The sequence below is a fragment of the Streptomyces sp. NPDC049585 genome, from assembly GCF_040675615.1.
Lineage (GTDB): Bacteria > Actinomycetota > Actinomycetes > Streptomycetales > Streptomycetaceae > Streptomyces > Streptomyces luteosporeus.
The window spans coordinates 17,544-41,968 of record NZ_JBFAPE010000019.1 but is presented as its reverse complement, the minus strand read 5'-3'; the positions used below and the strand labels follow the sequence as shown (position 1 = coordinate 41,968).

Below are 24,425 nucleotides of genomic sequence, written 5' to 3'. Positions count from 1 at the left end.
CGGTGGCCGTCAGACGGCCAGGGCCCGGTCGGTCGGCCGGATCGGGGCGGGCAGGGTGCTGGTGCCGGTCAGGTAGCGGTCGACGCCGCGGGCGGCGGAGCGGCCCTCGGCGATGGCCCAAACGATGAGCGACTGGCCGCGTCCGGCGTCGCCGGCGACGAAGACGCCGGGCACGTTGGTGGCGAAGTCGGCGTCGCGGGCGATGTTGCCGCGCTCGTCCAGCGCCAGGCCGAACTGCTCGACCAGGCCGTTGTTCCGGTCGGTGCCGGTGAAGCCCATCGCGAGGGTGACGAGCTGGGCGGGGATGCGCCGCTCGGTACCGGGCTTGTGCTCCGGCTTTCCGCCGGTGAACTCGACCTCCACCAGGTGCAGCCACTGGACGTTGCCGTCCTCGTCGCCTTCGAAGTGGGTGGTGGAGACGGAGTAGATGCGCTCGCCGCCCTCCTCGTGGGCCGAGGTGACCTTGTAGAGCATGGGGAAGGTGGGCCAGGGCTGGCCCGCGCTGCGCTCCTCCCCCGGCCGGGGCATGATCTCCAGCTGGGTGACGGAGGCCGCGCCCTGCCGGTGGGCGGTGCCGACGCAGTCGGCGCCGGTGTCGCCGCCGCCGATGACGACGACGTGCTTGCCCTCGGCGGTGATCGGGGAGACCGTCAGGTCGCCCTCCTGCACCTTGTTGGCGAGCGGCAGGTACTCCATCGCGAAGTGGATGCCCTTGAGCTCACGGCCGGGCACGGGCAGGTCGCGGGAGGTGGTGGCGCCGGCGGCGACGACGACGGCGTCGTAGCGCTTGCGGAGCGTGGCGGCGTCGATGTCCCGGCCGATCTCGACCTCGGTGCGGAACTTGGTGCCCTCCGCGCGCATCTGCTCGATGCGGCGGTTGATGTGCCGCTTCTCCATCTTGAACTCGGGGATGCCGTAGCGCAGCAGGCCGCCGATGCGGTCGGCGCGCTCGTAGACGGCGACCGTATGGCCGGCGCGGGTCAGCTGCTGGGCGGCGGCCAGGCCGGCGGGGCCGGAGCCGATGACGGCGACGGTCTTGCCGGAGAGGCGCTCGGGCGGCTGGGGGGTGACGTGGCCGGCCTCCCACGCCTTGTCGATGATGGTGACCTCGACGTTCTTGATGGTCACGGGCTGCTGGTTGATGCCCAGCACGCAGGCGGCCTCGCAGGGGGCGGGGCACAGCCGGCCGGTGAACTCGGGGAAGTTGTTGGTGGCGTGCAGGCGTTCGCCGGCGGCCCGCCAGTCGTCGCGGTAGGCGTAGTCGTTCCACTCGGGGATCAGATTTCCGAGCGGGCAGCCGTTGTGGCAGAAGGGGATGCCGCAGTCCATGCAGCGGCCGGCCTGCTTGCTGATGACGGGCAGGAGCGAGCCGGGGACGTACACCTCGTTCCAGTCGCGGACGCGCTCGGCGGCCGGGCGGGTGCGGGCGAGGACGCGGTCGGTGGTCAAAAAGCCCTTCGGGTCAGCCATGGGTCGCCGCCTCCATCATCTTCTCGTGGGTCTCGGTCTCGGTCAGACCGGCTCGCTCGGCGGCGTCCTTGGCGGCGAGCACTGCCTTGTAGGTGGCCGGCACGACCTTGCGGAAGCGGGTCGCTGCCGTGGTCCAGTCGGCGAGGAGGGCGGCCGCGACGGTGGAGCCGGTCTCCTCCTGATGGCGGCGCACGACGTCGTGCAGCCAGGTCCGGTCGGTGTCGTCGAGTTCCTCGACGGCCGCGGCCAGTTCCTTGTTGACGTTCTCGGGGGCGAGGTCGAGGACGAAGGCGACGCCGCCGGACATGCCGGCCGCGAAGTTGCGGCCGGTGGGGCCGAGGACGACGGCGCGGCCGCCGGTCATGTACTCGCAGCCGTGGTCGCCGACGCCTTCGGAGACGACGGTGGCACCGGAGTTGCGGACGCAGAAGCGCTCGCCGACGCTGCCGCGCAGGAACAGCTCGCCGCCGGTGGCGCCGTAGGCGAGGGTGTTGCCGGCGATGGTGGAGTACTCGGCGAGGTGGTCGGCGCCGCGGTCGGGGCGGACGACGATGCGGCCGCCGGAGAGGCCCTTGCCGACGTAGTCGTTGGCGTCGCCCTCCAGGCGCAGGGTGATGCCGCGCGGCAGGAAGGCGCCGAAGGACTGGCCCGCGGACCCGGTGAAGGTGATGTCGATGGTGTCGTCGGGCAGGCCCGCGCCGCCGTAGCGCTTGGTCACCTCGTGGCCGAGCATGGTGCCGACCGTGCGGTTGATGTTGCGGATGGGCAGCTGGGCGCGGACGGGCTGCGGCTCCTCGTCGCCGACGACGTCCAGGGCGTCGGCGGCGAGCTTGATGAGCTGGTTGTCCAGCGCCTTGGCCAGGCCGTGGTCCTGCTCGGCGATGCGGTGGCGGACGGCGCCGGCGGGCAGGTCGGGCACGTGCAGCAGCGGCTGCAGGTCCAGGCCCTGGGTCTTCCAGTGCCGCACGGCGCGGGTGACGTCGAGGAGCTCGGCGTGGCCGACGGCCTCCTCCAGGGTGCGGAAGCCCAGTTCGGCGAGGAGCTCGCGGACCTCCTCGGCGATGAACTCGAAGAAGTTGACGACGAAGTCGGCCTTGCCGGTGAAGCGTTCGCGCAGCACCGGGTTCTGGGTGGCGATGCCGACCGGGCAGGTGTCCAGGTGGCACACGCGCATCATGACGCAGCCGGAGACGACCAGGGGGGCGGTGGCGAAGCCGAACTCCTCGGCGCCGAGGAGGGCGGCGATCACCACGTCGCGGCCGGTCTTGAGCTGGCCGTCGGTCTGCACGACGATGCGGTCGCGCAGACCGTTGAGCAGCAGGGTCTGCTGGGTCTCGGCCAGGCCGAGCTCCCAGGGGCCGCCGGCGTGCTTGAGGGAGGTCAGCGGGGAGGCGCCGGTGCCGCCGTCGTGGCCGGAGATGAGCACGACGTCGGCGTGGGCCTTGGAGACGCCGGCGGCGACGGTGCCGACGCCGACCTCGGAGACCAGCTTGACGTGGATGCGGGCGGCCGGGTTGGCGTTCTTCAGGTCGTGGATGAGCTGGGCGAGGTCCTCGATGGAGTAGATGTCGTGGTGCGGGGGCGGGGAGATCAGGCCCACGCCGGGCGTGGAGTGCCGGGTCCTCGCCACCCACGGGTAGACCTTGTGGCCGGGCAGCTGGCCGCCCTCGCCGGGCTTGGCGCCCTGGGCCATCTTGATCTGGATGTCGTCGGCGTTGACGAGGTACTCGCTGGTGACGCCGAAGCGCCCGGAGGCCACCTGCTTGATCGCCGAGCGGCGGGCCGGGTCGTACAGGCGCTCGGGGTCCTCGCCGCCCTCGCCGGTGTTGGACTTCGCGCCCAGCCGGTTCATGGCGATGGCGAGGGTCTCGTGGGCCTCCTGGGAGATGGAGCCGTACGACATGGCGCCGGTGGAGAAGCGCTTGACGATCTCGCTGACAGGCTCGACCTCGTCGAGGGGGACGGGCGTGCGGCCGGAGGCGAAGGAGAACAGCCCGCGCAGGGTCATCAGCCGCTCGGACTGCTCGTTCACGCGCTGCGTGTACTGCTTGAAGATGTCGTAGCGGCGCTCGCGCGTGGAGTGCTGGAGGCGGAAGACCGTCTCGGGGTCGAACAGGTGCGGTTCGCCCTCGCGGCGCCACTGGTACTCGCCGCCGATCTCCAGCCGGCGGTGGCTGGCGGGGATGCCGGTGGCGGGGTACGCCTTGGCGTGCCGCTCGGCGACCTCGCGGGCGACGACGTCCAGGCCGACACCGCCGATCTTGGTGGCGGTGCCGTGGAAGTAGGTGTCGGTGAACGCCTCGTCCAGGCCGACGGCCTCGAAGACCTGGGCGCCGCGGTAGGAGGCGACGGTGGAGATGCCCATCTTCGACATCACCTTCAGCACGCCCTTGCCGAGCGCCTTGATGAGGTTGCCGATGGCCTCCTCGGGGGCGATGCCGGAGAGGAAGGTGCCGGCGCGCAGCAGGTCCTCGACGGACTCCATCGCCAGGTACGGGTTGACGGCCGCCGCGCCGTAGCCGATGAGCAGCGCGACGTGGTGGACCTCGCGGACGTCACCGGCCTCGACCAGCAGGCCCACCTGGGTGCGCTGCTTGGTGCGGATGAGGTGGTGGTGGATGGCGGAGGTCATCAGCAGGGACGGCACCGGCGCGTGCTCGGCGTCGGAGTGCCGGTCGGAGAGCACGATGAGCCGGGCGCCGTCGGCGATGGCGGCGTCCGCCTCGGCGCACATCGCCTCCAGGCGGGCGGCGAGGGCCTCGCCGCCGCCGGCGACGCGGTAGAGGCCGGAGAGGGTGACGGCCTTGAAGCCGGGCAGGTCGCCGTCGGCGTTGATGTGGATGAGCTTGGCGAGCTCGTCGTTGTCGATGACCGGGAAGGGCAGGGTGACGCTGCGGCAGGAGGCCGCGGTCGGCTCCAGCAGGTTGCGCTGGGGGCCGAGGGAGGAGATCAGCGAGGTGACGAGCTCCTCGCGGATGGCGTCCAGCGGCGGGTTGGTGACCTGCGCGAAGAGCTGGGTGAAGTAGTCGAAGAGCAGGCGCGGCCGGGCGGAGAGCGCGGCGATGGGCGAGTCGGTGCCCATCGAACCGATCGGCTCGGCGCCGGTCCTGGCCATGGGGGCGAGGATGACGCGCAGCTCCTCCTCGGTGTAGCCGAAGGTCTGCTGGCGGCGGCTGACCGAGGCGTGGGTGTGCACGATGTGCTCGCGCTCGGGCAGGTCGGCGAGCTCGACGAGCCCGGCCTGCAGCCACTCCTGGTAGGGCTGTTCGGCGGCGAGGGCTGCCTTGATCTCGTCGTCCTCGATGATGCGGCGGGCCTCGGTGTCGACGAGGAACATGCGGCCGGGCTGCAGCCGGCCCTTGCGCACGACCTTGGCGGGGTCGAGGTCGAGGACACCGACCTCGGAGGAGAGCACGACCAGGCCGTCGTCGGTGACCCAGTAGCGGCCGGGGCGCAGGCCGTTGCGGTCGAGGACGGCGCCGACGAGGGTGCCGTCGGTGAAGGTGACGCAGGCCGGGCCGTCCCAGGGCTCCATCAGGGTGGAGTGGTACTGGTAGAAGGCGCGGCGGGCGGGGTCCATGGAGGGGTGGTTCTCCCACGCCTCGGGGATCATCATCAGCACGCTGTGCGGCAGCGAGCGGCCGCCGAGGTGGAGCAGCTCCAGGACCTCGTCGAAGGAGGCGGAGTCGGAGGCGTCGGGCGTGCAGACGGGGAAGAGGCGCTGCAGGCTGTCGTTGTCGCCGAAGAGCCGGCTGGCCAGCTGCGACTCGCGGGCGCGCATCCAGTTGCGGTTGCCCTTGACCGTGTTGATCTCGCCGTTGTGGGCGACGAAGCGGTAGGGGTGGGCGAGCGGCCAGCTGGGGAAGGTGTTGGTGGAGAAGCGGGAGTGGACCAGTGCGATGGCGGTGGCGAACCGCCGGTCGGACAGGTCGGGGAAGAACGGCTCCAGCTGCCCGGTGGTGAGCATGCCCTTGTAGACGAGGGTGCGGGCGGAGAGCGAGGGGAAGTAGGTGTTGGCCTCGCGCTCGGCGCGCTTGCGCAGGGCGAAGGCCTTGCGGTCGAGCGCGAGTCCTTCCCTGACCCCGTCGGTGACGAACAGCTGCCGGAAGTCGGGCATGGTGGCCCGGGCGGCGGCGCCGAGGAGTTCGGGGGCGACGGGGACGGGGCGCCAGCCGAGGACGGTCAGTCCCTCCTCGGCGGCGATCGTCTCGATGTGCGAGACGGCCTCGGTCGCCTGCCGGTCGTCGGCGGGTAGGAAGGCGATGCCGACGGCGTACGTGCCGGGGGCGGGGAGGGTGAAGCCCTCGACGCAGCCGCGCAGGAAGGCGTCCGGGACCTGCGTGAGGATGCCGGCGCCGTCGCCGGAGTCCGGGTCGGAGCCGGTGGCGCCGCGGTGCTCCATGTTCCGCAGGACGGTGAGCGCCGCTTCCACGAGCTCGTGGCTCGCGTCGCCGGTGAGGGTCGCGACGAAGCCGACGCCACAGGCGTCGTGTTCGTTGCGGGGGTCGTACATCCCCTGCTGGGCGGGGTGGGATGCGTGGCGCATCGGCGCTCCCGTCGTCGTCTTGGCAGTCATGGCGTGATGCATGTGCCGAGGGACGACGCTGGCCCTCCGCGAAGAAGAATGTGCTGCGCGCTGAGAAATTTGATGCAGGTTACATGATGGGCCGCTTCCCGAAAAGTGGAAGCAACATTCCAGCATGTGGACAGCAGGCGTCCGGGCTTGCCGACAGCTGCAGCAGGGGGCGGGCGCTCCGAGGGCCCCGGGATCGCCGGGCCGGGCACCGCAGGGGACGGATCGCACAGCCACGGCGGCATTGCCCAACTGTGCTCACGGATTGTGCCCCGCCGCCGGGATGCCGAAACAATGCGGTAACCGGAAGCCACTGATTATGCGGCGGAGCGCATAGGATCACCCGACAGCGGTGCCGAAAGCAATACCCAGGAGGTACGTCACACCGGCGGCCGCGCCACCGAGCAGCAGCTGCCGCAGTCCGCTGTACCACCAGGTGCGCGCCGTCACACGGGCCACCACGGCCCCGCAGGCAAACAGACCCACCAGCGCCAGCAGCACCGCCGGCCACAGCTCGCTGGCGCCCAGCAGGTACGGCAGGACGGGCAGCAGCGCGCCGAGCGCGAACGAGCCGAACGAGGAGACGGCGGCCACGGCGGGCGAGGGCAGGTCGCCGGGGTCGATGCCGAGCTCCTCGCGGGCGTGGATCTCCAGCGCCTGCTCCGGGTCCTTCGACAGCTGCCGGGCCACCTCGCGGGCCAGCTTGGGCTCCACCCCGCGGGACTCGTACAGCGCCGCGAGCTCCTCCAGCTCGTCGGTGGGGTGCTTGCGCAGCTCGCGCCGCTCGACGTCCAGCTCGGCGAGGACCAGGTCGCGCTGCGAGGCCACGGAGGTGTACTCCCCCGCCGCCATCGAAAAGGCGCCGGCCGCCAGACCGGCGAGCCCCGCGATCACGATCGTGCCGGAGGAGGCACTGCCGCCGGCGACACCGGTCATCAGGGCGACGTTGGAGACGAGCCCGTCCATCGCCCCGAACACGGCGGGCCGCAGCCAGCCGCCGTTCACATCACGGTGCGTGTGATTGTCGCGGTGGGCTATGTGCGTGGCCGCGGCCGTATCGAGGACAGCCATTGCTCCGGGTGCTCCCTTGGATCCAGGGGGCGAAGACCCTGCGCCCCGCCCCTCTGGTGTCGACGGTAGGCACGCAAGGCCGTGATCCGCTAGCAAGGAAGGCCGAACTTACCTCGCTGACCTGCGGTTTTGCGGAGGGGGCGACGAAAAAGGCCCCCGTGGCGGAAGGTTCCGCCACGGGGGCACGGGAGCGCCGGGGGCGCGAGGTGTCAGAGCTTCTTGCTCTCGGGCGCGGGCTCGGCCGCGGTCTTGGTCCCGGGCTCGGCCTTGGTGAGGTCGGCCTTGGTCGGGGCCTGGGCGTCGGCGGGGGCACCGTCCTCGGGGGAGGCATCCTCGTCCTGCGCACCGGGCTCGACGACGGCTTCCCGCCCGGGGACGCGCTTGGTGGAGACGACGATGTAGGCGACGGCGGCGAGGAAGAGCAGGATCGCCGTCCAGCCGTTCAGGCGCAGGCCGAGCACGTGGTGGGCGTCGTCGACGCGCAGGTACTCGGTCCAGAAGCGGCCCACGGTGTACGCGGCGACGTACACCGCGAAGGCCCGGCCGTGCCCCAGCTTGAAGCGACGGTCGGCCCAGATCACCAGCGCGGCGACGCCGAGGCACCACAGCGACTCGTACAGGAACGTCGGGTGGTACGTGCCGCCCACGCGGCCGATCGCCGGATTGGGGTCGATCTTCAGCGCCCAGGGCACGTCGGTGGGCCGGCCGTAGAGCTCCTGGTTGAACCAGTTGCCCCAGCGTCCGATGGCCTGCGCGATCGCGATGCCGGGCGCGACGGCGTCGGCGTACGCGGGCAGCGGGATCCCGCGCCGGCGGCACCCGATCCAGGCACCCACGGCGCCGAGCGCGACGGCGCCCCAGATGCCGAGGCCGCCCTCCCAGACCTTGAAGGCGTCGACCCAGTTCCGACCGGAGCCGAAGTACAGCTCGTAGTCGGTGATCACGTGATAGAGCCGCCCGCCGACGAGCCCGAAGGGCACCGCCCACACGGCGATGTCCGCCACGGTCCCGGCCCGGCCACCGCGCGCGACCCACCGCTTGTTGCCGAGCCAGACGGCGACGAAGACACCGATGATGATGCAGAAGGCGTAGCCGCGCAGCGGGATCGGCCCGAGGTGGATCACGCCGGTCGAGGGGCTGGGGATGTATGCGAGTTCCATGACAGCTACGAACCTACCGTGTGCGGCGCCGGAGTCCCAGAGTGGGCTTCGGGGATGGTTACTCGTAGTAGCTACTCCTGACCCGACCGAAGCGGGCACAGGATGTCGGGTCCGGTGAGGTTGCCCCTTCGTAGCGTGACGGTCGTAAGGAAACGGAAGGGGGGGCCGGGAGTGCTCCAGGAGCTGAACCGGGCCATGGACCACATCGAGGAACACCTCGACGGGCCGCTCGACGTGGCGGATCTCGCACGGATCGCGATGACGTCGGAGTACCACTTCCGGCGGTTGTTCTCGGCGCTGGCGGGGTTGCCGCTGTCCGAGTACGTCCGCCGGCGGCGGCTGACGGTCGCGGGGGCGGAGGTGCTGGCGGGCGAGCGCACGCTGCTCGACGTCGCCGTCCGCTACGGCTACGGCTCCGCCGAGGCCTTCGCCCGTGCATTCCGCGGGATGCACGGCGTCGGCCCGGGCGAGGCCCGGCGCAACGGTGCGGCACTGCACTCCCAGCCCCGGATGTCCTTCCGCCTCATCGTCGAAGGGAACAGCAGCATGCGATACCGGATCGTGGAGAAGAACGAGTTCCAGGTGGTCGGCGCGAAGGCGCGCCTGCCGCTCGTACACCTGGGGCCGAACCCGGCGATGGTCACCGTCCTGCAGGGGATCGACCCGCAAACGCGGCAGCAGCTGGAGGAGCTCGCCGGCCGATCGCAGGAGGGGCCGGGCGGCCTGGTCAGTGTCTGCGACGACCTCGACCCGAGCCGTGCGGAGGGCACGGAGTTCGACTTCTACTTCGGTGCGGTGACGAACCCGGCGGACGACCACGGCATCTCCGGCACGGCCACCCTGACGGTCCCCGCCGGCACCTGGGCGGTCTTCGAGCACACGGGCCCGTACCCGGAGGCGCTCCAGTACCTGTGGCGCGACGTGTTCACCCAGTGGTTCCCCTCCAACCCCTACCTCAGCCGCCCGGGCCCGGAGATCCTGCGCACGGTGATATCCCCGGACAGCAAGGAGGCGGAGGCCGAGCTCTGGATCCCGGTGGAGCGCGCGCCGGCGGTGTGACGTCCGCCGGCGGTCCTCAGCCCTTCTGGGCCTCCGCCACCATGTCGCGGAGCTTCTGCGGGGTGAGGGGCTTGGTCGGGTCGCCGTAGATGGACTTGCCGTTGAGCAGGACCGTCGGGGTGGCGCGGTACTGGGACTTGCTGAAGGTCTCCTGGGACTTCTTCACCCAGCTGTCGTGGGTGCCGTTCTCCACGCACTGCTGGAACGTGGAGGTGTTCAGGCCCTCGACCTTGCCGGCCAGTTCCAGCAGGCGGGACTTCTTGCCGTAGGCGTCCTGCGTCTCGGGGGGCTGGTTCTTGTAGAGCTCGTCGTGGTAGGCGAGGAACTTGCCGGCGTCCTGGGCGCAGGCGGCGGCGTTGGCGGCGTTGACGGAGCCGGAGCCGCCGAGGTTCTTGTCGATGAGGGTGACGAGGTGGTACTCCGCCTTGAGTTGACCCTTGTTCTCCAGGTCGTGGACGGTGTCCCGGAAGCCGTTCTCGAACTGGCCGCAGCCCGGGCAGCGGAAGTCCTCGTAGACGGTGAGCGCGGCCTTGGCGCCGGGGGAGCCGACGGGGATGGCGAGGTTCTCGGCGCCGACGGCGCCCTGGGGGGCCAGCAGGGGGCCGGCGGTCTGCCGCTTGTTGTCCTTGGCGGAGTTGGAGCTGGCCACCAGCGCCGCGATGCCGCCCCCGGCGGCGAGGACGGCGACCACCACGGCGGCGGCGATCAGGGTCCGCTTGCGCTTCGCGCGGCTCTCCTCGAGCCGGCGCTGTTCCTGCAGCCGCTCGCGGGCGCTGCGCTTTCCGTCGCTGTTCTTCTGGCTCACATCCCCCTACAACGAACCAGGGGCGGCCTCATGGGCCGCCCCTGGTCGCTTTTCCTTCCAAAGAGTTACGCGCGCTTGCGCACGCCCTCGGCCAGGTCGCCCGCCAGGGCGCGGACGGCTGCGAGGCCGCTCTCCAGGTCGGGGGCGTCCAGCAGTCGCTTGACGAACGCGGAGCCGACGATGACGCCGTCGGCGAACTGGGCGACCTCGGCCGCCTGTTCGGCGGTGGAGACGCCCAGGCCCACGCACACCGGCAGTTCGGTGGTGGCGCGGGTGCGGCGCACCAGGTCCTGCGCCTCGCGGCCGACGGACTCGCGGGTGCCGGTGACGCCCATGAGGGAGGCGGCGTAGACGAATCCGGAGCCGGCGGCGGTGATCTTGGCGAGGCGTTCGTCGCGGCTGCTCGGCGCGACCACGAACACCGTGGCCAGGCCGTGCTCGTCGGCGGCCTTGCGCCAGGCGGTGGACTCCTCGACCGGCAGGTCCGGCAGGATGCAGCCGGCGCCGCCCGCGGCGGCCAGGTCGGCGGCGAAGCGCTCGGGGCCGTAGCGGTCGACCGGGTTCCAGTACGTCATGACCAGGACGGGGGCGCCGGTGAGCTCGTGCGCCTCCTTGACGGTGCGCAGCACGTCGGCGATCTTGACGCCGCCGCGCAGGGCGATGTCGTCGGCGGTCTGGATGACCGGGCCGTCCAGGACGGGGTCGCTGTGCGGCAGGCCGACCTCGACCACGTCGCAGCCGCCGTCGAGCATGGTGGTGATGGCCCGTACGCCGTCGGACACGGTCGGGAAGCCGGCCGGCAGGTAGCCGACGAGGGCGGCGCGGTTCTCCGCCCGGGCCGCCGCCAGGACGTCCCTGAGCAGATCGATGTTGCCTGCCATCACTTCTCCCCCGCCGCGTCGTCGTACAGCCCGAAGTAGCGGGCCGCCGTGTCCATGTCCTTGTCGCCGCGTCCGGAGAGGTTGACCAGCACCAGGCCGTCCTCGCCGAGCTCGCGGCCGACCTCCAGGGCGCCCGCCAGGGCGTGCGCGCTCTCGATGGCCGGGATGATGCCCTCGGTGCGCGAGAGCAGCCGCAGGGCCTCCATGGCCGCCTCGTCGGTGACGGCGCGGTACTCGGCGCGGCCGCTGTCCTTCAGGTACGAGTGCTCGGGGCCGATGCCCGGGTAGTCCAGGCCGGCGGAGATCGAGTACGGCTCGGTGATCTGGCCGTCCTCGTCCTGCAGCACGTACGAGCGGGAGCCGTGCAGGACGCCGGGCGTGCCCTCGGTGAGGGTGGCGGCGTGCTCGCCGCTCTCCACGCCGTGGCCGCCGGGCTCGCAGCCGATCAGGCGTACGCCCGCGTCGGGCAGGAAGGCGTGGAAGAGGCCGATGGCGTTGGAGCCGCCGCCGACGCAGGCGATGGCGGCATCCGGCAGCCGGCCGGTGCGCTCGAGGACCTGGCGGCGGGCCTCGACGCCGATGACGCGGTGGAAGTCGCGCACCAGGGCGGGGAAGGGGTGCGGGCCGGCCGCGGTGCCGAAGAGGTAGTGGGTGCGGTCGACGTTGGCGACCCAGTCGCGGAACGCCTCGTTGATGGCGTCCTTCAGGGTGCGGCTGCCGGACTTCACGGAGACGACCTCGGCGCCGAGCATGCGCATGCGGGCGACGTTCAGCGCCTGGCGCTGGGTGTCGACCTCGCCCATGTAGACGGTGCACTCCAGGCCGAACAGCGCGCAGGCGGTGGCCGTGGCGACGCCGTGCTGGCCGGCGCCGGTCTCGGCGATGACCCGGGTCTTGCCCATGCGCTTGGTGAGCAGGGCCTGGCCCAGCACGTTGTTGATCTTGTGGGAGCCGGTGTGGTTGAGGTCCTCGCGCTTGACGAAGACCCGGGCGCCGCCGGCGTGCTCGGCGAAGCGCGGCACCTCGGTCAGCGGGCTGGGCCGGCCGGCGTAGTTGACCATCAGGTCGCTGAGCTCGGCGGCGAACGCGGGGTCGGCCTTGGCCTTCTCGTACTCCGCGGCGACCTCGTCGACGGCCGCGACGAGGGCCTCGGGGATGAACTTGCCGCCGAAGGCGCCGAAGTAGCCCTCGGCGCTGGGCACCTGGCCGCCCGTGTCGGGGAAGAAGAAGGCCGAGGCGTCCGGGGAATCCGGCGATGCGGAAGATGCAGGTGTCACTGACGTACTCCTGGCAGGTGGGCGTTGGTGAAGGTACGGCTGCGGGCTCGGCTACTGCGAGCGGCCACCGCGCCATCGCCGCCCGTTGATCTGCCCCGGCTCGCAGCCGATGTGGTACCGCACGCGGCGGCCCAGCACCCGCCGCGCGGGCGCACGTGCGCCCCGGGGCCGGCAGCCCCGGGCCAGTCGCGCGTACGCCCGCATTCCGGTCATCGCCGGTTCAGCCCCGCCCGTGCCGCAGCGCCGGGTGGGCGCCGGCGGCGACCAGGTCGGCCACGGCCGCCTTGGGGTCGCGGCCGGTCACCAGCGACTCGCCGACGAGCACTGCGTCGGCGCCCTCGTTGGCGTAGGCGATCAGGTCGTGCGGGCCGCGCACGCCCGATTCGGCGATCTTGACGATGCCGTCGGGGATCTCGGGGGCGACGCGGGCGAAGGTGTCCCGGTCGACCTCCAGGGTCTTGAGGTTGCGGGCGTTGACGCCGATGATCCGCGCGCCGGCGTCGACCGCGCGCCGGACCTCCTCCTCGTCGTGCACCTCGACCAGCGGCGTCAGACCGATGGACTCGGCCCGCTCGATCAGGGAGACCAGGGCCTCCTGCTCCAGCGCGGCGACGATCAGCAGGGCGAGGTCGGCGCCATGGGCCCGGGCCTCCCACAGCTGGTAGGCGGTGACGATGAAGTCCTTGCGCAGCACCGGGATGTCCACCCGGGCGCGCACCGCCTCCAGGTCGGCCAGCGAGCCGCCGAAGCGGCGCTGCTCGGTCAGGACGCTGATCACGGCCGCGCCGCCCGCCTCGTAGTCGGCCGCGAGGCCGGCGGGGTCGGCGATGGCCGCGAGGGCGCCCTTGGACGGGCTGGAGCGCTTGACCTCGCAGATCACGCTGACGTTCTCGCCGCGCAGGGCGGCGGCCCCGTCCTTGGCCTGCGGGGCCCTGGCCGCTCGCTCCTTGAGCTCATCGAGGCCGACGCGCGCCTGCCGCTCCGCGAGGTCGGCTCGTACCCCGTCGATGATCTCGTCGAGCACACTCACGCGAGCGGCCCCCTTCCGGACTCGGCTGTCTGGGCTGGTGTCGTGATCCTTCGGATGCCACCGGGGCATCCTCCTCACTTCACCAGGCACTGCGATGGTACTTGCCGGAAGGCGAAGGTTTCGCATCCGGTTGACGCTTTGCCCACTGTGTGGACGCCCGTTCGGCGCGTCGGGCACATCCGGTGCATGCGGCGCGTCGGGCGCATCGGGCGCGTCCGGCGCTCAGGGCGCGAGCGCCGCGCCGAACGGAAGGTTGCGGACGACGGTGAAGGCCAGCAGCACGCCGGCCACCGCCCACGCGTGCCGCGCCCCCGGCCGCAGCGGCATGCCGCCGCCGCTGCGCGCCGCCCGCACCAGCCAGCGGGCCCACAGCAGGGCGAAGACCGCGTAGCCGGCGACGGCCAGGGCGTTCGCGCCCACAGCGGCGGCGAGGTCGCCGTGGACCAGGGCGTGCAGGCCCCGCAGGCCACCGCAGGCCGGGCAGTACAGGCCCGTCCACTGCAGCAGCGGGCAGACCGGGTAGCGACCGGGCACGCCCGGGTCCACCGCACCGACGCAGGCGCAGGCCGCGCCGAGGGCGGCGGCCACCCCCAGCGGCGGTGCCAGCCGTGCGCACAACGGGCTCCTCACACCGCCGAGTGTCCGCCGCACAGCACGAAGGCGCAGCCCGGGCGCCGCGTACGGACGGTCGGTCGGTACGGGCCGCCCCGGCCGCGCCTTTGCGCCGGGTGGTGCGGTGGGGGTGCGGGCCGGGGCCCGGCGGGCTCAGCCCTGGGACTGGGAGGCGCTCGCGCGCAGCACGGCGCCCTTGGGGTCCTGGCCGAGGCCCATCATGCGCATGATGCCGCCCACGACGGCGCCGAGCAGGGTCAGTGCGATGCCCACCCAGAAGCCGACCGGCTTCGCCATCACCACGAAGGCGGAGGCGACGCAGAAGCCGATGAAGGCGATGATGACGCCGGTCCAGGCGGCAGGGGTGTGCCCGTGGCTGTCGTGGTTGCTACCCGACATGAGTTGACTCCTCGTTGCTGTGGCGCGCCGGCGGGCGCAGTTGATCGCTGGGGTCATTCTCCCCGACCGGGCGAGCGGGATGGAGCTGGGGTGGGCGTGTCACCCCCGGTGACCCCCACCGGTGGGGTCCTCGCCCCGGTCCAGGGCCTTCCACAGCTCCTCCGGGCGCTCCGGGTCCGGCGCCGCCGCCCGGCGGGTGCGGCGGGCCTGCTGGGTTCCGGTGCGCTCGTAGCGGCCGGACATCGCGGGCCAGCCGCGGCCGTACCGCAGGGCCAGCAGCCCCGCCACGAGCAGCAGCACACCGCCCGCGACCGTCACCCACGGCCAGGCCGTATGGGTGACGTCCGCCACGGAGGCCCGGGTCAGGCCCGCGACCTTGGCCGCCTTCTCCTCCAGGGCGGCCGTGTCCGTGCGGCCGGCGACCGCGGCGGCGACGACGCCGGCGCCGCTCAGGGCGAGCAGCGCGGCGACGAGGACGCGGGCGACCCCGCGCACGGCGAAGACGGCCACCAGCGCGGCCAGGCCGACGATCGCCAGGGCGCCCGGCAGGGCGGTGACGTCCTGCCCGCTGGCCTGCTGGGCGACGCCGTCGTTCGCCACGGCGACGGCGGTGCCGCGGACCCAGGGGCGGCCGGCGGCCAGCAGGGTCACGGCCGCGCCGGCGGCGGCGAGGACGAGGGCGGCGGCGACGGTACGCCGTGCCGCGGTGGCGGGGGACGGTACGGGTGCTGCACTCACGCCTACCACTATCCCTGGTCGGCAGCCGAGGTCGTCGCCCGGGTGCGGGCCGGCGGGCGCACCGTCGGCGGCTACATCCTGTTCGCCGTGTGGACTGCCCTGAGGACTGCTGCGGCCTTGTTGCGGCATTCGGCGTCCTCGGCCGCCGGGTCGGAGTCGGCGACGACGCCGGCGCCCGCCTGGACGTAGGCGGTGCCCTCGCGCAGCAGGGCCGTGCGGATGGCGATGGCGGTGTCGGAGTCCCCGGCGAAGTCCAGGTAGCCGACGCAGCCCCCGTACAGCCCGCGGTGGGTGGGCTCCAGCTCCTCGATGATCTGCATCGCCCGCGGCTTGGGCGCGCCGGAGAGGGTGCCGGCCGGGAAGCAGGCGGTGAGCACGTCGAAGGCCGTGCGGTCGGGGGCGAGCCGGCCGGTGACGGTGGAGACGATGTGCATCACGTGGCTGTAGCGCTCGATCGACATGAAGTCGACGACCTCCACGCTGCCGGGCTCGCAGACCCGTCCCAGGTCGTTGCGGCCGAGGTCGACGAGCATCAGGTGCTCGGCGCGCTCCTTGGGGTCGGCCAGCAGTTCCTCGGCGAGCGCGGCGTCGGCCTGCGGGGTGGCGCCGCGCGGGCGGGTGCCGGCGATGGGGTGCACCAGCGCCTGGCCGTCCTCGACCTTGACCAGGGCCTCCGGGCTGGAGCCGACGACATCGAACCCGTCGAACCGCAGCAGGTACATGTACGGGCTGGGGTTGGTGGCCCGCAGCACGCGGTAGACGTCCAGGGCCGAGGCGGTGCAGGGCGTCTCGAAGCGCTGGGAGGGCACGACCTGGAAGGCCTCGCCCGCACGGATGCGCTCCTTGATGTCCTCGACGGCCGCCATGTAGTCGGCCCCGCCCCAGCGGGCGGTGTACTCGGGCAGCTCGGAGGCCGGCAGGGCGGTGGGGCCGGTCGGGGCGGGCCGGGCCAGGTCGGCCGTCATGGCGTCGAGGCGGGCCACGGCGTCGGCGTACGCCTCGTCCACACCGGTCTCGAGGTCGTTGTGGTTGATCGCGTTGGCGATCAGCAGGACGGTGCCGTTCCAGTGGTCGAGGACGGCGAGGTCGGAGGTGAGCAGCATGGTCAGCTCGGGCAGGCCCAGGGTGTCCTCGCCGTGCTCGCCGATCTTCTCCAGGCGGCGGACGACGTCGTAGCCCAGGTAGCCCACCATGCCGCCGGTGAAGGGCGGCAGCCCGGCACCCTCTATGAGGTCGCGGGGGGTGTGCAGGGTCTCCAGGGTGGCGCGCAGGGCGGCCAGCGGGTCGCCGTCGGTGGGCACGCCGACGGGCGGGGTGCCCAGCCAGTGCGCCTCGCCGTCGCGGACGGTGAGGGTGGCGGCGCTGCGGACGCCGACGAAGGAGTAGCGGGACCAGGTGCGGCCGTTCTCCGCGGACTCCAGCAGGAAGGTGCCCGGGCGTTCGGCGGCGAGCTTGCGGTACAGGCCCACGGGGGTGTCGCCGTCGGCGAGGAGGCGGCGGGTCACCGGGATGACGCGGCGGTCCTTCGCGAGCATGCGGAACGTCTCCGCGTCGGGGAGGACGTTCCCGCCGGCACCGCTCGGCGTGGCAGGGGCAGTTGCGGACGTGGCAGCCATGGCGCGGAGCCTACTGCCCCAGCGGCAGGTCGCCGGCATCGAAACAGGTGCGGGTGCCGGTGTGGCAGGCGGGGCCGACCTGGTCGACCTTCACCAGGATGGTGTCGGCGTCGCAGTCCAGGGCGACCGACTTCACGTGCTGGACGTGGCCGGAGGTGTCGCCCTTGACCCAGTACTCGCTGCGGCTGCGGCTCCAGTAGGTGCAGCGGCCGGTGGTCAGGGTGCGGTGCAGGGCCTCGTCGTCCATCCAGCCGAGCATGAGCACCTCACCGGTGTCGTACTGCTGCGCGATGGCGGGGACCAGGCCGTCGGCGCTGCGCTTGAGGCGGGCGGCGAGGGCGGGGTCGAGCGGGGAGGGCTGGGCGTTGCCGGTCATGCCCCCATTGTGCCCGTCCGCGGCGGCCCCGATCGGCGTCCGCGATGCGGGCGGGCGGGGCGGGGCCGGTCCGCCTGGCGGTACGCGGCGGGTGCGGGGCCGCGTTCGGACACGCCTGGGAACGAGGTGCCGTGGCCGCGGCGCCGCGGCCGCCGTAGGCTGACGCCATGTCGACCCACGCGCAGCGCGAACGTCTTCTTCTCGCCGACCTGTTGGAGACGGTCGGCCCCAACGCGCCCACGCTCTGTGCCGGCTGGCGCTCCCAGGACCTCGCCGCGCACGTCGTGGTGCGCGAGCGGCGCTCCGACGCGGCGGCCGGCGTCGTCTTCAAACCGCTGGCCGGGCGCCTGGAACGGGTGCAGGCGGAGTTCGCCGCCAAGCCGTACGAGGAGCTGATCCAGCTCATCCGCACCGGGCCGCCCCGGCTGTCGCCGTTCAGCCTCAAGCCGGTGGACGAGGCGGCCAACACCGTCGAGTTCTACATCCACACCGAGGACGTGCGCCGGGCGCAGCCGGAGTGGACGCCGCGCACGCTGGACCCCGTCTTCGCGGATGCGCTGTGGAGCCGCCTGGAGCGCACCGCGCGGCTGCTGGGCCGCAAGGCGCCGGTGGGCCTGGTGCTGCGGCGGCCGGACGGGCGTACGGCGGTGGCCCAGCGCGGCGCGCCCGTGGTGACGGCCACGGGGGAGCCCGGGGAGCTGCTGGTGTTCGCCTTCGGGCGGATGGACGCGGCGAAGGTGGAGCTGGAGGGCGAGCAGACGGCGATCGCCAAGCTGAAGGCCTCCTCGCTGGGCATCTAGGCCACCGCAGCGGGACACTGGGAGTGATGGACGGAAAGAAGGTGTCCGACCATGGCTCTCCGCTGGAGGGAGGGCTCCGCGCGCTCCCTTGAAGGCATCTCCCTCGGGCTCCTGCTGATCCGGATGATGCTGGGCATCATCATGATGGTGCACGGCACGCAGAAACTCTTCGGATGGTTCGAGGGGCCGGGGATCAACGGCACGGCGAAGTTCTTCGCCCAGGTCGGCTACCCCGCGCCGAAGACGATGGCGGTGGTGGCGGGGCTGAGCGAGGGGCTCGGCGGGGCAGGGATCTTCCTGGGCCTGCTGACCCCGCTGGCCGCGGCGGCCCTGCTCGGCACGATGATCAACGCGCTGGGGGTGACGTGGGACCGCGGCTTCCTGCTGCCGCAGGGGGTCGAGTACACGCTGCTGATCGCGCTGACGGCGGCGGGGCTGGCGCTGACGGGGCCGGGCGTGTATGCGGTGGACCGCTTCGTGCCGGGGTTGCGGCCGCCGCCGCGGGTGGCTGTGGGGGTGGCGGCGATTGCACTGGCGTGCGTGGCGGGGGCGGTGTTCCTGCTCATCCGCCGGTAGGCGGTGGCCCTGCGGGCGGCTTCTCCCCCAGCCCCGCCCTTTCTCCGTTTCCCGGGGGCTCCGCCCCCGGACCCCCGGTCCTCAATCGCCGGACGGGCTGTTCAGCCCGTCCGGCGATTGAGGACACCGGGCGCAGCCCGGTCCGGGGGTGCTAGGGGGCGCAGCCCCGCTAGGAGACGGGGAGAGGGCGGGGCTGGGGAGCAGCCCGCCGCAGGCGCAAGGGGCGCAGCGCTAGCGGACCGGGTGGCCCGCCTCGGAGAGGGCCCGCTTGACGTCCGGGATGCGCAGGTCGCCGAAGTGGAAGACCGACGCGGCCAGGACCGCGTCCGCGCCCGCCGCCACCGCCGGGGCGAAGTCCGCGAGCTTGCCGGCGCCGCCGCTGGCGATGACGGGGACGGTCACGTGGTGGCGCACCGCCGTGATCATCTGTGTGTCGTAGCCGTCCTTGGTGCCGTCGGCGTCCATGGAGTTCAGCAGGATCTCGCCGGCTCCCAGCTCCGCGGCCCGGTGGGCCCACTCGACGGCGTCGATGCCGGTGCCGCGGCGGCCGCCGTGGGTGGTGACCTCGAAGGAGCCGGAGGCGGTCCGGCGGGCGTCGACGGACAGGACGAGCACCTGGCGGCCGAAGCGTTCGGCGATCTCGCGGATGAGGTCGGGGCGCTCGATGGCCGCCGTGTTGACGCCGACCTTGTCGGCGCCGGCGCGCAGCAGCTTGTCGACGTCGTCGGCGGTGCGCACGCCGCCGCCGACGGTGAGGGGGATGAAGACCTGTTCGGCGGTGCGGCGCACGACGTCGTACGTGGTCTCGCGGTTGCCGGAGGAGGCGGTGATGTCGAGGAAGGTCAGCTCGTCGGCACCTTCGCGGCCGTAGAGCGCGGCCATCTCGACGGGATCGCCCGCGTCGCGCAGGTTCTGGAAATTGACGCCCTTGACGACCCGGCCGTTGTCGACGTCCAGGCAGGGGATGACTCGGACCGCGAGGGTCACGCCGTGCTCCTAAGCTCCTTCGAAGGCTTCATTGAAGGCTTCTACTTCCACTTCCACCAGTACCCGCGAGTCGACGAAGCCGGAGACCACGACGAGGGTCGAGGCCGGGCGGACGGCGTCGAACAGCTCCTTGTGGGCGCGGCCGACGGCCTCGACGTCGCGCAGGTGGGTGACGTACATGCGGGTGCGCACGACGGCCTCGGGGCCCAGGCCGAATTCCTTGAGGGCGTCCAGCGCGTTGCGGAAGGCGGCGCGCGTCTGCTCGTAGGGGTCGCCCTCGCCCTGCAGGACGCCGTCGACCAGGGGCATGGTGCCGGCGACGTGCACCCGGTCCCCGGCCGCCACGGCGCGTGCGAATCCGATCGTCTCTTCCCAGGGACTGTTCGTCTGTACGCGCCGTGCGGCCGGGGTCTCACTCATGCGGACACTGCCTCCAGGGCCTCTTCCAGGGTGAACGCCTTGGCGTAGAGGGCCTTGCCGACGATGGCGCCTTCCACGCCCTCCGGTACCAGGGTGGCAATTGCCCGCAGGTCGTCAAGGGAGGAAACGCCACCGGAGGCCACGACGGGCCTGTCGGTGACGGCGCAGACGTTCTTCAGCAGCTCCAGGTTGGGGCCGGTGAGGGTGCCGTCCTTGGCGATGTCGGTGACGACGTAGCGGGCGCAGCCCTCGGAGTCGAGGCGGGCGAGGGTCTCGTAGAGGTCGCCGCCGTCGCGGGTCCAGCCGCGGCCGCGCAGGGTGGTGCCGCGGACGTCGAGGCCGACGGCGATGCGGTCGCCGTGCTCGGCGATGACCTTGGCGACCCATTCGGGGCTCTCCAGGGCGGCGGTGCCGAGGTTGACGCGGGTGCAGCCGGTGGCGAGGGCGGCGGCGAGGGTGGCGTCGTCGCGGATGCCGCCGGAGAGCTCGACCTTGATGTCCATGGCGCGGACGACCTCGGCGATCTGCGCGCGGTTGTCGCCGGTGCCGAAGGCGGCGTCGAGGTCGACCAGGTGCAGCCATTCGGCGCCGGCGCGCTGCCAGGCGCGGGCGGCGGCGAGGGGGTCGCCGTAGGAGGTCTCGGAGCCGGATTCGCCGTGCACCAGGCGGACGGCCTGCCCGTCGCGGACGTCGACGGCGGGGAGGAGTTCAAGCGTGGGCATCAGAGCGTCTCGATCCAGTTGGTCAGCAGCTGGGCGCCGGCGTCGCCGGACTTCTCGGGGTGGAACTGGGTGGCCCACAGGGGTCCGTTCTCCACCGCGGCGACGAAGGGCTCGCCGTGGGTGGCCCAGGTGACCTTGGGGGCGTCGATGCGGGGGTTGCCGGTCTCGAAGTCCCAGGTGCGTACGGCGTAGGAGTGCACGAAGTAGTAGCGGGTGTCGGCGTCGAGGCCGGCGAAGAGCTGCGAGCCCTCGGCGGGGGTGACGGTGTTCCAGCCCATGTGGGGCACGACGTCGGCCTTGAGGGGTTCGACGGTGCCGGGCCACTCGTCGAGGCCGTCGGTCTCCACGCCGTGTTCGACGCCGCGTTCGAAGAGGACCTGCATGCCGACGCAGATGCCCATGACCGGGCGGCCGCCGGCGAGCCGGCGGCCGACGATCCAGTCGCCCCGGGCGGCGCGCAGGCCCTGCATGCAGGCGGCGAAGGCGCCGACGCCGGGCACGAGCAGGCCGTCGGCGTTCATGGCGGCGTCGAAGTCGCGGGTGATCTCCACGTCGGCGCCGACGTGGGCGAGGGCGCGCTCGGCGGAGCGCACGTTGCCGAAGCCGTAGTCGAGGACGACGACCTTCTTGCGGGAGGTGGCGGAGGAGCTCATGACCACAGCCCTTCGATACGCAGGACACCGGCGGTCAGGCACATGGCCGCGCCGATGCCGAGCAGCACGATCACGCCCTTGGGCATGCCCTGCTTGAGGAACGAGATGATGCCGCCGACCAGGAACAGTCCGACGAGGATCAGCGCAGTGGAGGTGCCGTTCACAGCGCGCCCTTCGTCGAGGGGATGATGCCGGCGGCCCGCTCGTCGCGCTCGCAGGCGTAGCGCAGGGCCCGGGCCAGCGCCTTGAACTGGCACTCCACGATGTGGTGGGCGTTGCGCCCGTAGGGGACGTGGACGTGCAGGGCGATCTGGGCCTGGGCGACGAAGGACTCCAGGACGTGCCGGGTCATCGTCGTGTCGTAGCTGCCGATCATCGGCGCCATGTTCTCGGGCTCGGTGTGCACGAGGTAGGGGCGGCCGGAGAGGTCGACGGTGACCTGGGCGAGGGCCTCGTCCAGGGGCACGGTGCAGTTGCCGAAGCGGTAGATGCCCACCTTGTCGCCGAGGGCCTGGCGGAAGGCGGCGCCGAGCGCGAGGGCGGTGTCCTCGATGGTGTGGTGGGTGTCGATGTGCAGGTCGCCGTCGGTCTTGACGGTGAGGTCGAACAGACCGTGCCGGCCGAGCTGGTCGAGCATGTGGTCGTAGAAGCCGACGCCGGTGGAGACGTCGACCTGTCCGGTGCCGTCGAGGTCTATTTCGACCAGGACGGAGGTTTCCTTGGTGGTGCGCTCGACGCGCCCAACGCGGTTCATCGGTTGTTCTCCTTCAGTACTGCACGCATCGCGTCGAGGAACGCGTCGTTCTCGGCGGGGGTGCCCGCGGTGACCCGCAGCCGGCCCGGTACGCCGTTGTCGCGCACGAGCACGCCGTGGTCGAGCAGCGCCTGCCAGGTGGCGTGGGCGTCGTCGAAGACGCCGAACTGGACGAAGTTGGCGTCGGAGTCGGTGACCTCGCAGCCCATGGCGCGCAGCTCGGTCACGAGGCGGTCGCGTTCGGTCTTGAGCTGCTCGACGTAGCCCAGGAGGGTGTCGGTGTGCTCCAGGGCCGCGAGGGCGGTGGCCTGGGTGACGGCGGAGAGGTGGTACGGCAGGCGGACCAGCTGGACGGCGTCGACGACGGCGGGGTCGGCGGCGAGGTAGCCCAGGCGCAGTCCGGCGGCGCCGAACGCCTTGGACATGGTGCGCGAGAGCACCAGGTGCGGCCGGCCCGCCAGCAGCGGCAGCAGCGAGGGGTGGTGGCTGAACTCGCCGTACGCCTCGTCGACGACGACCATCGACGGCTTGGCCGCCTGCGCGGCCTCGTACAGCCGCAGCACCGTTGCGGCGTCGACGGCGGTGCCGGTGGGGTTGTTGGGCGAGCAGATGAACACCACGTCCGGCTTGTGCTCGGCGATGGTGCGCTCGGCGGTCTCGACGTCGATGGTGAAGTCCGCCCGGCGGGGGCCGTGCAGCCAGCCGGTGCCGGTGCCGCGCGAGATGAGGGCGTGCATCGAGTACGAGGGCTCGAAGCCGAGGGCGGTGCGGCCGGGGCCGCCGAAGGTCTGCAGCAGCTGCTGGAGGACCTCGTTGGAGCCGTTGGCGGCCCACACGTGGGCGCGCGTCACCTCGTGGCCGGTGGTGCGGGTGAGGTACGCGGCCAGCTCGGTGCGCAGCTCGACCGCGTCGCGGTCGGGGTAGCGGTTGAGGTGGCGGGCGGCCTCGGCGACGCGCTCGGCGATGCGGGCGACCAGCGGCTCGGGCAGGGGGTAGGGGTTCTCGTTGGTGTTCAGCCGTACGGGCACGTCCAGCTGGGGGGCGCCGTACGGGGTCTTGCCGCGCAGCTCGTCCCGGAGGGGGAGCTCGTCGATCCGGGTCACTGGCCCTCCGGAACCTTCCACTCGAACCTTGCCCTGATCGCCGCGCCGTGCGCCGGCAGGTCCTCGGCCTCGGCGAGCGTCACCACGTGACCGGCGACCTCGGCGAGTGCCTCGCGGGTGTAGTCGACGACGTGGATGCCGCGCAGGAAGCTCTGCACGGACAGGCCCGAGGAGTGGCAGGCGCAGCCGCCGGTGGGCAGGACGTGGTTGGAGCCGGCGGCGTAGTCGCCGAGGGAGACCGGGGCCCAGGCGCCGACGAAGATCGCGCCGGCGTTGCGGACGCGGGCGGCGACGGCGGCCGCGTCGGCGGTCTGGATCTCCAGGTGCTCGGCGGCGTAGGCGTCGACGACCTCCAAGCCGCGCTCGATGTCGTCGACGAGGACGATGCCGGACTGCCGGCCGCCGAGGGCGGGCAGGATGCGGTCCTCGACGTGGCGGGTGGCGGCGACCTGGGTCTGAAGCTCCTTCTCGACGGCGTCCGCGAGGTCCTCGGAGTCGGTGACCAGCACGGCGGCGGCCAGCGGGTCGTGCTCGGCCTGGCTGATGAGGTCGGCGGCGACGTGCGCGGGGTCGGCGCCGGCGTCGGCGAGGATCGCGATCTCGGTGGGGCCGGCCTCGGCGTCGATGCCGATGCGGCCCTTGAGCAGCCGCTTGGCGGCGGCGACCCAGATGTTGCCGGGGCCGGTGACCATGTTGACCGGGCGGCACTCCTCGGTGCCGTAGGCGAACATGGCGACGGCCTGGGCGCCACCGGCCGCGTACACCTCGTCGACGCCCAGCAGGGCGCAGGCGGCGAGGATGGTGGGGTGCGGCAGCCCGTCGAAGCCGGCCTGCGGCGGGGAGGCGACGGCCATGGAGCCGACGCCGGCCTCCTGGGCGGGGACGACGTTCATCACGACGGACGAGGGGTAGACCGAGCGGCCGCCCGGTACGTACAGCCCGACGCGCTCGACGGGGACCCAGCGCTCGGTGACCGTGCCGCCGGGCACGACCTGGACGGTGACGTCGGTGCGGCGCTGCTCGCGGTGGACGATGCGGGCGCGCCGGATGGACTCCTCCAGGGCGGCGCGCACGGCGGGGTCGAGCTCGTCGAGGGCCTTGGTGATCGCCTCGGCGGGCACCCGCACGCGGTCGATGCGCACTCCGTCGAAGCGCTCCGCGTAGTCGATCAGGGCCGCGGTGCCGCGATGATGCACGTCGTCGCAGATGGGCCGCACCTTTTCCAGGGCGGCCGCGACGTCGAGCTCGGCACGGGGCAGCATGTCGCGGTCGATGCCCCCGGTGGGGAAGGCGTCACCGCGCAGATCGATTCGGGAGATCACACGCCCAATTGTCGCAGACCC

Annotated in this window: 24 protein-coding genes; 3 read left to right on the top strand and 21 right to left on the bottom strand. The window is 72.5% G+C overall.

What is annotated here, in order from left to right:
* Positions 1–9: 9 nt before the first annotated feature.
* The 4 genes from AB0K17_RS20100 to lgt all read right to left on the bottom strand — a co-directional run bounded on the left by AB0K17_RS20100 (position 10) and on the right by lgt (position 8,274).
* Positions 10–1,470 (bottom strand): glutamate synthase subunit beta, encoded by a 1,461-nt coding sequence (locus AB0K17_RS20100; protein ID WP_365964898.1) that lies wholly within the window; start codon positions 1,468–1,470, stop codon positions 10–12.
* A complete protein-coding gene (gltB, locus tag AB0K17_RS20095; RefSeq protein ID WP_365983715.1) occupies positions 1,463–6,016 on the bottom strand; it encodes a glutamate synthase large subunit in 4,554 nt (1,517 codons plus the stop codon). The genes AB0K17_RS20100 and gltB overlap by 8 nt, the downstream gene beginning before the upstream one ends.
* Before the next feature lie 366 nt (positions 6,017–6,382).
* Positions 6,383–7,114: a VIT1/CCC1 transporter family protein gene (locus AB0K17_RS20090; protein ID WP_365964900.1), complete on the bottom strand. Its 732-nt coding sequence runs from the start codon at positions 7,112–7,114 to the stop codon at positions 6,383–6,385.
* A gap of 209 nt (positions 7,115–7,323) precedes the next feature.
* Positions 7,324–8,274: a prolipoprotein diacylglyceryl transferase gene (gene lgt, locus AB0K17_RS20085; protein ID WP_365983714.1), complete on the bottom strand. Its 951-nt coding sequence runs from the start codon at positions 8,272–8,274 to the stop codon at positions 7,324–7,326.
* A 171-nt stretch (positions 8,275–8,445) separates the two neighbouring features.
* On the opposite strand from lgt, the gene AB0K17_RS20080 reads away from it, so the two are divergent.
* Positions 8,446–9,333 carry an AraC family transcriptional regulator gene (locus AB0K17_RS20080; RefSeq protein ID WP_365983713.1) on the top strand — a complete coding sequence of 296 codons (888 nt, stop codon included), beginning with the start codon at positions 8,446–8,448 and terminating at the stop codon, positions 9,331–9,333.
* Positions 9,334–9,349: 16 nt separating this feature from the next.
* On the opposite strand, the gene AB0K17_RS20075 is transcribed toward AB0K17_RS20080, so the two are convergent.
* The 9 genes from AB0K17_RS20075 to hisI all read right to left on the bottom strand — a co-directional run bounded on the left by AB0K17_RS20075 (position 9,350) and on the right by hisI (position 17,067).
* Positions 9,350–10,138 (bottom strand): thioredoxin domain-containing protein, encoded by a 789-nt coding sequence (locus tag AB0K17_RS20075; RefSeq protein WP_365983712.1) that lies wholly within the window; start codon positions 10,136–10,138, stop codon positions 9,350–9,352.
* A gap of 65 nt (positions 10,139–10,203) precedes the next feature.
* Positions 10,204–11,019: a tryptophan synthase subunit alpha gene (gene trpA, locus AB0K17_RS20070; RefSeq protein ID WP_365964904.1), complete on the bottom strand. Its 816-nt coding sequence runs from the start codon at positions 11,017–11,019 to the stop codon at positions 10,204–10,206.
* Positions 11,019–12,296, bottom strand: a complete 1,278-nt coding sequence (gene trpB, locus AB0K17_RS20065) for a tryptophan synthase subunit beta (RefSeq protein ID WP_365964905.1) — start codon at positions 12,294–12,296, stop codon at positions 11,019–11,021. The genes trpA and trpB overlap by 1 nt, the downstream gene beginning before the upstream one ends.
* Positions 12,297–12,516: 220 nt before the next feature.
* Complete coding sequence (gene trpC / locus AB0K17_RS20060) at positions 12,517–13,326, bottom strand: indole-3-glycerol phosphate synthase TrpC (RefSeq protein WP_365964906.1); 810 nt, start codon at positions 13,324–13,326, stop codon at positions 12,517–12,519.
* Between the two features lie 222 nt (positions 13,327–13,548).
* Positions 13,549–13,992 carry a DUF2752 domain-containing protein gene (locus AB0K17_RS20055; RefSeq protein ID WP_365964941.1) on the bottom strand — a complete coding sequence of 148 codons (444 nt, stop codon included), beginning with the start codon at positions 13,990–13,992 and terminating at the stop codon, positions 13,549–13,551.
* 99 nt (positions 13,993–14,091) lie between these two features.
* Positions 14,092–14,337: an HGxxPAAW family protein gene (locus AB0K17_RS20050; RefSeq protein ID WP_365964907.1), complete on the bottom strand. Its 246-nt coding sequence runs from the start codon at positions 14,335–14,337 to the stop codon at positions 14,092–14,094.
* 99 nt (positions 14,338–14,436) lie between these two features.
* Positions 14,437–15,075: a TIGR02234 family membrane protein gene (locus tag AB0K17_RS20045; RefSeq protein WP_365983711.1), complete on the bottom strand. Its 639-nt coding sequence runs from the start codon at positions 15,073–15,075 to the stop codon at positions 14,437–14,439.
* Positions 15,076–15,146: 71 nt separating this feature from the next.
* Positions 15,147–16,691 carry an anthranilate synthase component I gene (locus AB0K17_RS20040; RefSeq protein WP_365964909.1) on the bottom strand — a complete coding sequence of 515 codons (1,545 nt, stop codon included), beginning with the start codon at positions 16,689–16,691 and terminating at the stop codon, positions 15,147–15,149.
* 10 nt (positions 16,692–16,701) lie between these two features.
* Positions 16,702–17,067 (bottom strand): phosphoribosyl-AMP cyclohydrolase, encoded by a 366-nt coding sequence (gene hisI / locus AB0K17_RS20035; RefSeq protein ID WP_365964910.1) that lies wholly within the window; start codon positions 17,065–17,067, stop codon positions 16,702–16,704.
* Between the two features lie 167 nt (positions 17,068–17,234).
* Between hisI and AB0K17_RS20030 the strand changes: the two genes are divergently transcribed.
* Both AB0K17_RS20030 and AB0K17_RS20025 read left to right on the top strand, forming a co-directional pair.
* Positions 17,235–17,867 (top strand): TIGR03085 family metal-binding protein, encoded by a 633-nt coding sequence (locus tag AB0K17_RS20030; RefSeq protein WP_365964911.1) that lies wholly within the window; start codon positions 17,235–17,237, stop codon positions 17,865–17,867.
* Positions 17,868–17,918: 51 nt separating this feature from the next.
* Positions 17,919–18,443 (top strand): DoxX family protein, encoded by a 525-nt coding sequence (locus tag AB0K17_RS20025; RefSeq protein ID WP_365964912.1) that lies wholly within the window; start codon positions 17,919–17,921, stop codon positions 18,441–18,443.
* 231 nt (positions 18,444–18,674) lie between these two features.
* On the opposite strand, the gene hisF is transcribed toward AB0K17_RS20025, so the two are convergent.
* From hisF to hisD, 8 genes are read right to left on the bottom strand one after another with little or no spacing between them, the layout of a single operon-like run.
* Positions 18,675–19,430 carry an imidazole glycerol phosphate synthase subunit HisF gene (gene hisF / locus AB0K17_RS20020; protein ID WP_365964913.1) on the bottom strand — a complete coding sequence of 252 codons (756 nt, stop codon included), beginning with the start codon at positions 19,428–19,430 and terminating at the stop codon, positions 18,675–18,677.
* A 9-nt stretch (positions 19,431–19,439) separates the two neighbouring features.
* Positions 19,440–19,850 (bottom strand): RidA family protein, encoded by a 411-nt coding sequence (locus tag AB0K17_RS20015; RefSeq protein WP_344439199.1) that lies wholly within the window; start codon positions 19,848–19,850, stop codon positions 19,440–19,442.
* Entirely contained in the window at positions 19,847–20,572 is a 726-nt protein-coding gene (gene priA, locus AB0K17_RS20010) for a bifunctional 1-(5-phosphoribosyl)-5-((5-phosphoribosylamino)methylideneamino)imidazole-4-carboxamide isomerase/phosphoribosylanthranilate isomerase PriA (protein ID WP_365983710.1), read from the bottom strand. Before priA ends, AB0K17_RS20015 begins: the two co-directional genes overlap by 4 nt.
* Entirely contained in the window at positions 20,572–21,225 is a 654-nt protein-coding gene (hisH, locus tag AB0K17_RS20005; protein ID WP_365964915.1) for an imidazole glycerol phosphate synthase subunit HisH, read from the bottom strand. Before hisH ends, priA begins: the two co-directional genes overlap by 1 nt.
* Positions 21,222–21,389, bottom strand: coding sequence for a hypothetical protein (locus AB0K17_RS20000; RefSeq protein WP_344439203.1), 168 nt, complete (start codon positions 21,387–21,389; stop codon positions 21,222–21,224). The genes hisH and AB0K17_RS20000 overlap by 4 nt, the downstream gene beginning before the upstream one ends.
* Entirely contained in the window at positions 21,386–21,979 is a 594-nt protein-coding gene (gene hisB / locus AB0K17_RS19995) for an imidazoleglycerol-phosphate dehydratase HisB (protein WP_344439204.1), read from the bottom strand. Before hisB ends, AB0K17_RS20000 begins: the two co-directional genes overlap by 4 nt.
* Positions 21,976–23,082: a histidinol-phosphate transaminase gene (locus AB0K17_RS19990; RefSeq protein ID WP_365964916.1), complete on the bottom strand. Its 1,107-nt coding sequence runs from the start codon at positions 23,080–23,082 to the stop codon at positions 21,976–21,978. Before AB0K17_RS19990 ends, hisB begins: the two co-directional genes overlap by 4 nt.
* Entirely contained in the window at positions 23,079–24,404 is a 1,326-nt protein-coding gene (gene hisD / locus AB0K17_RS19985; RefSeq protein ID WP_365964917.1) for a histidinol dehydrogenase, read from the bottom strand. Before hisD ends, AB0K17_RS19990 begins: the two co-directional genes overlap by 4 nt.
* Positions 24,405–24,425: the final 21 nt, after the last annotated feature.

Coding starts and splice junctions, on each gene's coding strand:
- AB0K17_RS20100 (WP_365964898.1), bottom strand. CDS start 1,470: ATGGCTGACCCGAAGGGCTTTTTGACCACCGACCGCGTCCTCGCCCGC.
- gltB (WP_365983715.1), bottom strand. CDS start 6,016: ATGCGCCACGCATCCCACCCCGCCCAGCAGGGGATGTACGACCCCCGC.
- AB0K17_RS20090 (WP_365964900.1), bottom strand. CDS start 7,114: ATGGCTGTCCTCGATACGGCCGCGGCCACGCACATAGCCCACCGCGAC.
- lgt (WP_365983714.1), bottom strand. CDS start 8,274: ATGGAACTCGCATACATCCCCAGCCCCTCGACCGGCGTGATCCACCTC.
- trpA (WP_365964904.1), bottom strand. CDS start 11,019: ATGGCAGGCAACATCGATCTGCTCAGGGACGTCCTGGCGGCGGCCCGG.
- AB0K17_RS20050 (WP_365964907.1), bottom strand. CDS start 14,337: ATGTCGGGTAGCAACCACGACAGCCACGGGCACACCCCTGCCGCCTGG.
- AB0K17_RS20040 (WP_365964909.1), bottom strand. CDS start 16,691: ATGGCTGCCACGTCCGCAACTGCCCCTGCCACGCCGAGCGGTGCCGGC.
- hisI (WP_365964910.1), bottom strand. CDS start 17,067: ATGACCGGCAACGCCCAGCCCTCCCCGCTCGACCCCGCCCTCGCCGCC.
- AB0K17_RS20030 (WP_365964911.1), top strand. CDS start 17,235: ATGTCGACCCACGCGCAGCGCGAACGTCTTCTTCTCGCCGACCTGTTG.
- AB0K17_RS20025 (WP_365964912.1), top strand. CDS start 17,919: ATGGCTCTCCGCTGGAGGGAGGGCTCCGCGCGCTCCCTTGAAGGCATC.
- AB0K17_RS20015 (WP_344439199.1), bottom strand. CDS start 19,850: ATGAGTGAGACCCCGGCCGCACGGCGCGTACAGACGAACAGTCCCTGG.
- priA (WP_365983710.1), bottom strand. CDS start 20,572: ATGCCCACGCTTGAACTCCTCCCCGCCGTCGACGTCCGCGACGGGCAG.
- hisH (WP_365964915.1), bottom strand. CDS start 21,225: ATGAGCTCCTCCGCCACCTCCCGCAAGAAGGTCGTCGTCCTCGACTAC.
- hisB (WP_344439204.1), bottom strand. CDS start 21,979: ATGAACCGCGTTGGGCGCGTCGAGCGCACCACCAAGGAAACCTCCGTC.